The organism is Aquificaceae bacterium, assembly GCA_037722135.1.
GTDB lineage: Bacteria > Aquificota > Aquificia > Aquificales > Aquificaceae > Pampinifervens > Pampinifervens sericum.
This window is the reverse complement of record JBBKAW010000026.1, coordinates 1-7,284: the sequence shown is the minus strand read 5'-3', so window position 1 is coordinate 7,284 and position 7,284 is coordinate 1. Positions and strand designations below refer to the sequence as shown.

Genomic DNA, 7,284 nt, shown 5'->3' with positions numbered 1-7,284 from the left:
TCTATGGCAAACCTAAAACCTGCCTCTTTTAAGCCTTTTAGAAAACTACTCATCCTACCTATATCCTGTATTGCCTCCCTTTCTGTTATCTCAAAGACTATACGAGCAGTTTCAACACCATAAGTCTTTGCCCTTTGCACCACATCCTTTATAAAGTCATCCGTAAGGTCCTGAGGAGAAAGATTAATAAACAATAGGATATCCTTTTTATCCTTAACAGAAGCTATCTTCTGAAACAATCCTTCTATCATGGCAATGTCCAGCTTTTGAATAAGCCCCATATCTTCTGCTATGTTTATAAACCTGCTTGCAGGAAGAAGCTCATCGTCCACTTTTAGCCTCATCAGTGCTTCAAAGCCCTCAACCTTTTCGGTGCTTAGATTAACTATGTCTTGCAAGAATACCTATATAGATGCCTTTTCAAGGCTCTCAAGGACCTTTCTCTCAATCCTTCTAAAGGATAATCTTCATAAAGGCTATATTGATATTCTCTATCCAGATAAGTCTTACCAAGATTCTGCAAAAACTTACCCATTTCCATAAGCTCTATAGCAGGCATATCCTTCTTTTCCTCTTCATAAGCCTGAGCAAGCCATTTTTTATTTTTGAGGTCGTAAATAAAGAGGTTAGAAATACCATAGGTTGTGCCTTTTCCCAACTTTATGTAGAAAATATCTCCTTCCTTGAAAGGCTTTTCCTTCATTAGGAGAAACAAGAGCTTTCTTGTAGATTCCATTATAGCCTTTGACTCCTTTCTTACACTTAGATAGAGCACGCTAAAGGTAAAGAGTCCATAACCCACCGCTCTATAAAAGGAGGCAAGAGGAACCATGAAGTCAAACACGTGCTTGTGGAGAGCAAGAGAAAAGGTAAAAACCGAAAGAGCAAGAAAACCCACAGAAAGACTTACATAGGGCGATACCCTTTCTCCAAAAAACCTTTTTTCTGTATATGTAAACCGCAATAAAGGATAAAAGCACAAAACTTATAACATCGTAGGCAGTCTTATACCAAGTTGGCTTGACACTATCCATCTGTAGGAATATGGGAGGAAGATGGGAGTAATATAGGACAATTCCTAAAAAAGATAGATATACTTACCGCAAAGGCTTGCTTGGTAAGGACAAGATTATCTTGAAAGCTATAGGCTATGAGAGATATTATAAAACCTGCGCTTAAAATTAATTAGCCCAGATATTTAGTCATATTCTACTCATTATAATCGTAAGAACCACTTGGAACTTTAGAGCTTATTAGCTTTAGGATAAAGTCCGCTACTTTTTCTGGAGGCTTTAGGGTCATTGGGTCCTCGTGTGGATATGCTTTTGCTCTCATCTGCGTTCTGGTAGCACCGGGGTTAAAGGCGTAAACCCTTATGTTCTTATCTTTTAGCTCCTCTGCCAAGAGCAGACTAAAACCTTCTATACCAAACTTGGAGACCGCATAAGCTCCCCAGTAGGGTGCAGGTCTTTTGCCAGCACCGGAAGACATATTAACTATAACTGAGCCAGGGTTCATGTAAGGAAGTGTATATTTTGTCATATAGAAAACTCCGTTTACATTAACCCTTATAACCTCTTCCCACACATCCTCAGGATAGTCCTCAATAGAAACCCTCTCACCCAAAATGCTTGCGTTGTTTACCAAAAGGTCAATGCGTCCCATATTCTGAACGCAAAAGCGGACAAACTCCATAACAGAAACCCTATCCCCCACATCACAGGCTCTTATGTATAGACTTTGAGGGTTTCCCAGTTCTTCTTTTAATCTTCTTAGGTCTTCTTCTTTTCTTGAACAGGTGCAAACTTGCCAACCCTCCTTTATAAGTCTTTCTACTATTGCCTTTCCTATACCTTTGCTTCCACCAGTTACTATGGCTCTTTTGCCTTTCATGGTTTATATTTTAAGGATATAATAAAGACCTGAAGGAGGTAAAAAATGCTTCTTAACCTTGAGGTAAGGACTCAACTCAAAGACATATTCTCAAAGGAGCTAAAGGAGCAAGTAAACCTAAAGCTCTTCTCTCAAGCTATAGGCTGTGAGACTTGTCAAGTGGCGGAAGAACTTTTGAAGGAGCTTGCGGATGTGGACCCAGAAAAGATAAAGCTGGAGGTCTACTCGCCTCTAATAGACAGAGAGATAAGCCAGAAGTATGGTATTGACAGGGTGCCTACTATAGTGATAGAGGGTGACAAGGACTATGGCATACGCTACATAGGTCTTCCTGCAGGGCTTGAGTTTACTACTTTGGTTCAGGGTATAGTGCAAGTATCAAAGAGAGAGCCAAGGCTATCAGCGAAGACTGTGGAAATGCTAAAAGGCATAGACCTACCCATGGAGATTATGGTCTTTGTTACCACTTCCTGTGGATACTGTCCTTCCGCAGCCATAACTGCTATGAATTTTGCCATGGCAAACGATAACATAACCGCACTAATAGTTGATGCCAGCGAGAATATGGACCTTGCAGAGAGGTTTCAGGTTGTGGGTGTGCCAAAGATAGTTATAAATAGAGGGCTTGTGGAGTTTGTGGGTGCACAGCCAGAAAACAGTTTCCTCGGGTATGTAATATCCGCCTACGAAAAGCTAAGAAGAGAAAATGGACAGGCTTGAGTATTTTAAAAGTTTGTTGGAAAAGACACCGGACAATCCTATGGTGCATTACTCTTTAGCACTGGAATACTACAAGCTAAGAGATTACCAAAACACCATAAGGCATATGGAAAAGTATCTGAGCCTAAAGGAAGATGAAGGTGCAGGCTATCGCATTCTCGCTAAGTGCTACGAAGAGCTTGGTGAATACGAAAAGGCTATAGAAGTCCTACAGGAAGGCGTGCAAAAGGCTCTAAAGCACAACCATCCAAGCATGGCGGAGGAGTTTAGGTCTTGGATAGAGCATTTAAGGTCTTTACAGTCCTTTTAGGGTTTGTGGGTTTTTCCTTTGCCCAGGAGCTAAAAGCCTGCTACAAAGCTTATCTTTTCTTTATGCCTGTGGCAGAGACATGCATAACTTACAAACAGCAAAACAACAACCTTAAAGTTGAAAGCTTTGTGAGAACCATAAATGTGGGTAAGGTGGTAAAAAGGGTATACAACAAGGGTGGTGCGGAGATAAGGCTTCCTGACCTTTCTCCACGACGCTTTGTTTACTATCAAGAAGAGGGGGAGTTCAAGAGGTATCAAGAATACATCTTTGGCAACGGTAAGATAAAGACAACTGAGATAAAATATGTAAAACTGAGCGACCAAATTGAAAAGAAAGAAGAGAAGGAATATAACTACAGAGGCTATGTAGACCCTTATACAGCCAGCTTAATACTGTATAGAGATAGTGCAAGGGTAGACAAGGGGACAGTAAAGATGTTTTATGACGATAAGGAATACCTGCTACCCTACAGTGTTGTAGGAAGAGAAAAAATAGACACGCCAGCGGGCTCTTTTATTGCAAGAAAGATAGAAGTGCATCCTAATATAGAGACAAAGGGTTTACTAAAACCCAGAGGCACATGGTATTTGTGGATAGATGAGGAAACGAACCTGCCAGTTAGGATGGAATTAAAATTTGCTATAGGTTCTGCGTCCGCAAGGCTTGAGAAAGTAGAAGGAGATAAAAATCTTCTTAGGAATGTCTTAAGTGCAAAAAGGTAGGGGTAAATAGCTTCCAAGAGCTCTTTCTTATACTCCTTCTTGTTCTTTTCTTGAGCAGATTGGGCTAAATTTGCTGGCTTTGTAGTAGGTTTTTGAAAATTCTGTAGAAACTCTACAGTTTTTGCTTGAGAAGTAAGAGGACTAATTGATAAAGCACAGAGGTTAAACCCACTGCGTAATAGAAGCTGTGATGATGTTCTATAAACCATATAAGCCTGTAGGCAATAGCCATAAGAATTAGAGGAGACAATGCATTAAAGATGCCTATTAAGTGTTCTCTTGAGGAAGTTTTCTTGTCGTCACCAACTATCCTATTAAGGCTCAGTTTGTAGACTTTGAAATCTGTGGCAAAGGTCTTTCCTTCCCTTTGGGTAAGAAGTGAACCATCCTCAAAGGTGAGTGTTCCCGCTTCCACTCTTGCTTTCTTTGCCACAACCACGCCTTCATTAAACTTGAAAAATATACCTTCAAGGATGTTTCCATCTCTCCTTTCCACATATAAGGTGAACTGTCCGAAGGTGTGAAAGCTCTTTGAAGGGACAGAAGTTAATAGAAGAGCGTAGTATTTTAGCGTAAGATGTCTCCTTACAAAACCAATATCCTCTTCGTTTAGTTTGCTAAACACAAAGGAAAGGGCAAAAATAACAGGAAGTAGCATAAAAATGCTTCTTGTATACAGATTAATAGGTCTTATTCCGAAGGACTGTATAACATGGAGTTTCTTGCTTTCTTTTAATTCAAAGAGCTGGAAGGCAAAAGCTATGAATAGTGCAGTTGGAAGCATGTAAGAGAAATAAAACAAAAACCATAACAAAAGAAAAGGCAAAGAGTCTCTCAAGGGCAGTTGAAACAGTATTTGGTCAAGTCTGATTATCTGGAATATGAGAAATAAAAAAGTAAACAAAAGGCTGATAATCAAAGCAAGTCTAAAAAACCTCCAAAAAAACCAACTAAATATCATTGAGCTTTTATCTTACCCTTTAGCCTTTCCTTTTGGTTCGGTTCTCCTCTTTTACCTTGCATAAGCAGGTCATAGGCTTTTTTGTAATACTCCTGTGCTTCCTCCTCCTTTCCTAACTTGAGGAGGACATCTCCCATATGCTCGTATAGCACAGGGTCTTCCTTCTCCTTTTCAAGAGCTTTGAGAAGAAGCTCCTTAGCCTTTACGTAATCTCCACGGTAATACAAAACCCACGCCATACTGTCTATATATGCGGGGTTTTCTGGGTCCTTTTCAAGGGCTCTTTTTATGAGCTCTTCTGCTTCATCCAATCTTGCACCTTCATACCAAAGGAGAAGAGAGTATCCAAGATGGTTCAAAAGCTCTGGGTCATCGGGGTTTAGCTCAAGAGCTTTTTTGAGGTCTTCTTCCGCAGACAGTATCTTGCCCAATTTGTCGTAGATTATTGCTCTTAGGAAATAACCTCTGTAATCCCTCGGGTTTATCTCCACTGCTTTGTTTACGTATTTAAGAGCCTCCTCAAGTTCTTCCTTCTCACTGTAAAGGCTTCCCGTGATAAGGTTTAGCTGATAACTGTTTGGGTCTACCGCAAGAGCCTTTTTGAGTAAGTCCTCTGCCTTTTGGTATTCTTTCCTATCTATGTATATAACCGCCAGTCTCTCAAGGATCCTTGGGTTGTTGCCTACCTTTTGCTGAAGGTCAAGATATATTTCAAGAGCTTTGTCGGTTTCCTTTTCAAACTCAAGAAGGAGTGCATAGGTATAAGCCACATCGGGATTATCTGGATTTTCCCTATACAGGTTCTCTAAAAGTTCTTTAGCCTTTTTCGTGTCTCCAGACCTTATAAGGATAAGGGCATACTGATACATATAATCGCCGTCGGGATAAAGTTCTGCCAGTTTTTGGTAAACATCCTTTGCTTCTTCATATCTGCCTGTTATTGCATATATGTTTGCAAGCCTTTCTAAGGCACTTCTGTTGGTTGGGTCTTGTTTGAGTATGTCCTTATATAAGCTTTCCGCTCTTGAGTATTCTCCTCTCTGCTCGTATATGCTTCCAAGGGTTATAAAACCAGCTTCAAAGTCTCCTCTCACCTTGAGAGATTTCTCAAGGTATTCTATGGCTTCTTGCTGTTTACCCTCAGAAAGGGCAATTCTTGCAAGCATAAAATAGGGTAGAGGGTTTTCTGGACTAACCTCTGCCAACCTTGTAAGCACACTGCGAGCCTTTGGGATATGTCCTCTTCTAAGATATTCCTCCGCTAAAAAGACCATTATTTCCCTTGACTCTGGGTTCTTTGAATATCCCTCCTCAAGGACTTTTAGGGCTTTTTCTCCTTCTCTTCTTATACTGTATACACTATGGAGCAGAAGATATGGGTCAGGCATATTAGGATACTTTGACTTAAACTCGCTGGCAACCTTGAGTGCCATGTCGTTTTTTTTCAGCTGAAGGGCTAACCTTACAACGTCCACATACAAGGATGGCGTTGGTGCTCTTCCAAGGGCTCTCAGGCAATAGCTTTCAGCTTTGAGTGGTTCTTTCTCTTGATAGAGCCTGCAGAAAACATAATCGGTATATGGATTGTAAGCTAAAGACACACCAAAGAGCAAAAGGAAAAAAAGCACTCTCATTCTAAACTCCTATGTATAATAAGAGAAACTTCCAAAGACCTCAGAAGCTCCGAGGATGTGCTTCCAAGAAGCACCCTCTTTAAGCCAGAAAGACCTCTACTTCCCAATACCACTATGTCTATGTCTGGGTCTTCCTTCAAAAAGTTCCTTATACCATCCGCAGGAGACCTATCCTCAAGTATATAGGCTGAGGCTGTAAAGCCAGATTCTCTAAGCCAGTCCTTAATTTTTTCAATATGTTTTAATTTTTCTTCCCTGTATTTTTCGCTTAGAACATCCCTTATTCCTTCAACAAGTGGCAGTTCAATAGTTTCTTCCACATGTAGAAGAACTATATGAGGAGAAAAGGGCTTTAGTAGGTTTACAGCAAATTCAAGGGCTTTTTTTGCATGCTCCGAGAGGTCATATCCTATAAGGACCTTCTTTATACCCTCTGGTTCCTTTCCCTTTAGCACAAAAACAGGCTTTTTTGAATACTTCACAACCTTTTCTGTTGTTGAGCCAACTAATATCCTTTCCACAAGACCCTTTTTGTGGCTTCCCATAAAGACAAGGTCGTATGCCTCTTCTTTCTCTAACACCACCTCCGCAGGCTCTCCTATTTCTACGAGAATTTCCACTTCCAGAGGCTTTAAAAACTCCACGAGACCTTTTAACCTCTCCTTTGCCTCTTCCTTTTTTCTCTCCTGAAGCTCTGCCAGTAGCTCAAGGTCTACTGTGCTCATACCAAAGCTCTCTGGATAAGGAAGGTAAAGCACAGGAGACACTGTATGAAGAAGATGGACCTTGGCATTGTGAGCTTGGGCAAAGAGTTTCACTACTCTAATAAGCGGGTTTGTTATCTCCGTAAAGTCAACTGGTGCAAGGAATTTCATCTTCATCTCCTCCCTTCAAAATTACTAAAAAGCTCTAAGAAGTCTACACTCACTTCACATCCATCCAGCTTAAAAACCCTATCCAACTTTTCTCTGTATTTTCCATCTACAAGCTCAAAGACCTTTACCATCTTCTCGTCAGGATAAACAAGGACAAAGTATTTCA

Annotated in this window: 9 protein-coding genes; 3 read left to right on the top strand and 6 right to left on the bottom strand. The window is 40.6% G+C overall.

All coding sequences use genetic code 11. The features are described 5' to 3' along the window. From WKI49_01845 to WKI49_01835, 3 genes are all read right to left on the bottom strand, one after another. The coding region (locus WKI49_01845) for an EAL domain-containing protein (GenBank protein ID MEJ7621245.1) at window positions 1-344 on the bottom strand (344 nt) is incomplete at its 3' end. Between the two features lie 41 nt (window positions 345-385). Next, complete coding sequence (locus WKI49_01840; protein ID MEJ7621244.1) at window positions 386-964, bottom strand: hypothetical protein; 579 nt, start codon at window positions 962-964, stop codon at window positions 386-388. Window positions 965-1,209: 245 nt separating this feature from the next. Continuing rightward, complete coding sequence (locus WKI49_01835; GenBank protein ID MEJ7621243.1) at window positions 1,210-1,893, bottom strand: SDR family oxidoreductase; 684 nt, start codon at window positions 1,891-1,893, stop codon at window positions 1,210-1,212. A 45-nt stretch (window positions 1,894-1,938) separates the two neighbouring features. Here WKI49_01835 and WKI49_01830 point away from each other — a divergent pair, with 45 nt between their 5' ends. From WKI49_01830 to WKI49_01820, 3 genes are read left to right on the top strand one after another with little or no spacing between them, the layout of a single operon-like run. Further along, window positions 1,939-2,613 (top strand): thioredoxin family protein, encoded by a 675-nt coding sequence (locus WKI49_01830; protein ID MEJ7621242.1) that lies wholly within the window; start codon window positions 1,939-1,941, stop codon window positions 2,611-2,613. After that, complete coding sequence (locus WKI49_01825) at window positions 2,600-2,923, top strand: tetratricopeptide repeat protein (protein ID MEJ7621241.1); 324 nt, start codon at window positions 2,600-2,602, stop codon at window positions 2,921-2,923. Before WKI49_01830 ends, WKI49_01825 begins: the two co-directional genes overlap by 14 nt. Continuing rightward, the gene (locus tag WKI49_01820) at window positions 2,887-3,648 is read left to right on the top strand and encodes a DUF3108 domain-containing protein (protein MEJ7621240.1); all 762 of its coding nucleotides are present in this window, start codon (window positions 2,887-2,889) and stop codon (window positions 3,646-3,648) included. Before WKI49_01825 ends, WKI49_01820 begins: the two co-directional genes overlap by 37 nt. Before the next feature lie 112 nt (window positions 3,649-3,760). Here the strand turns inward: WKI49_01820 and WKI49_01815 are convergent, their stop codons facing one another. The 3 genes from WKI49_01815 to WKI49_01805 are packed head-to-tail and all read right to left on the bottom strand — an operon-like array spanning window position 3,761 to window position 7,118. Further along, window positions 3,761-4,609, bottom strand: a complete 849-nt coding sequence (locus WKI49_01815) for an LptF/LptG family permease (GenBank protein ID MEJ7621239.1) — start codon at window positions 4,607-4,609, stop codon at window positions 3,761-3,763. Continuing rightward, on the bottom strand, window positions 4,606-6,243 hold the full coding sequence (locus WKI49_01810; GenBank protein MEJ7621238.1) for a tetratricopeptide repeat protein: 1,638 nt from the start codon (window positions 6,241-6,243) through the stop codon (window positions 4,606-4,608). The genes WKI49_01815 and WKI49_01810 overlap by 4 nt, the downstream gene beginning before the upstream one ends. Continuing rightward, window positions 6,240-7,118 carry a universal stress protein gene (locus WKI49_01805; GenBank protein MEJ7621237.1) on the bottom strand — a complete coding sequence of 293 codons (879 nt, stop codon included), beginning with the start codon at window positions 7,116-7,118 and terminating at the stop codon, window positions 6,240-6,242. The genes WKI49_01810 and WKI49_01805 overlap by 4 nt, the downstream gene beginning before the upstream one ends. Between the last annotated feature and the right edge of the window lie 166 nt (window positions 7,119-7,284).

What these genes read in the sequence shown, in the direction of transcription:
- WKI49_01835 (MEJ7621243.1), bottom strand. Translation starts at nt 1,893, where the DNA reads ATGAAAGGCAAAAGAGCCATAGTAACTGGTGGAAGCAAAGGTATAGGA.
- WKI49_01830 (MEJ7621242.1), top strand. Translation starts at nt 1,939, where the DNA reads ATGCTTCTTAACCTTGAGGTAAGGACTCAACTCAAAGACATATTCTCA.
- WKI49_01825 (MEJ7621241.1), top strand. Translation starts at nt 2,600, where the DNA reads ATGGACAGGCTTGAGTATTTTAAAAGTTTGTTGGAAAAGACACCGGAC.
- WKI49_01815 (MEJ7621239.1), bottom strand. Translation starts at nt 4,609, where the DNA reads ATGATATTTAGTTGGTTTTTTTGGAGGTTTTTTAGACTTGCTTTGATT.
- WKI49_01810 (MEJ7621238.1), bottom strand. Translation starts at nt 6,243, where the DNA reads ATGAGAGTGCTTTTTTTCCTTTTGCTCTTTGGTGTGTCTTTAGCTTAC.
- WKI49_01805 (MEJ7621237.1), bottom strand. Translation starts at nt 7,118, where the DNA reads ATGAAATTCCTTGCACCAGTTGACTTTACGGAGATAACAAACCCGCTT.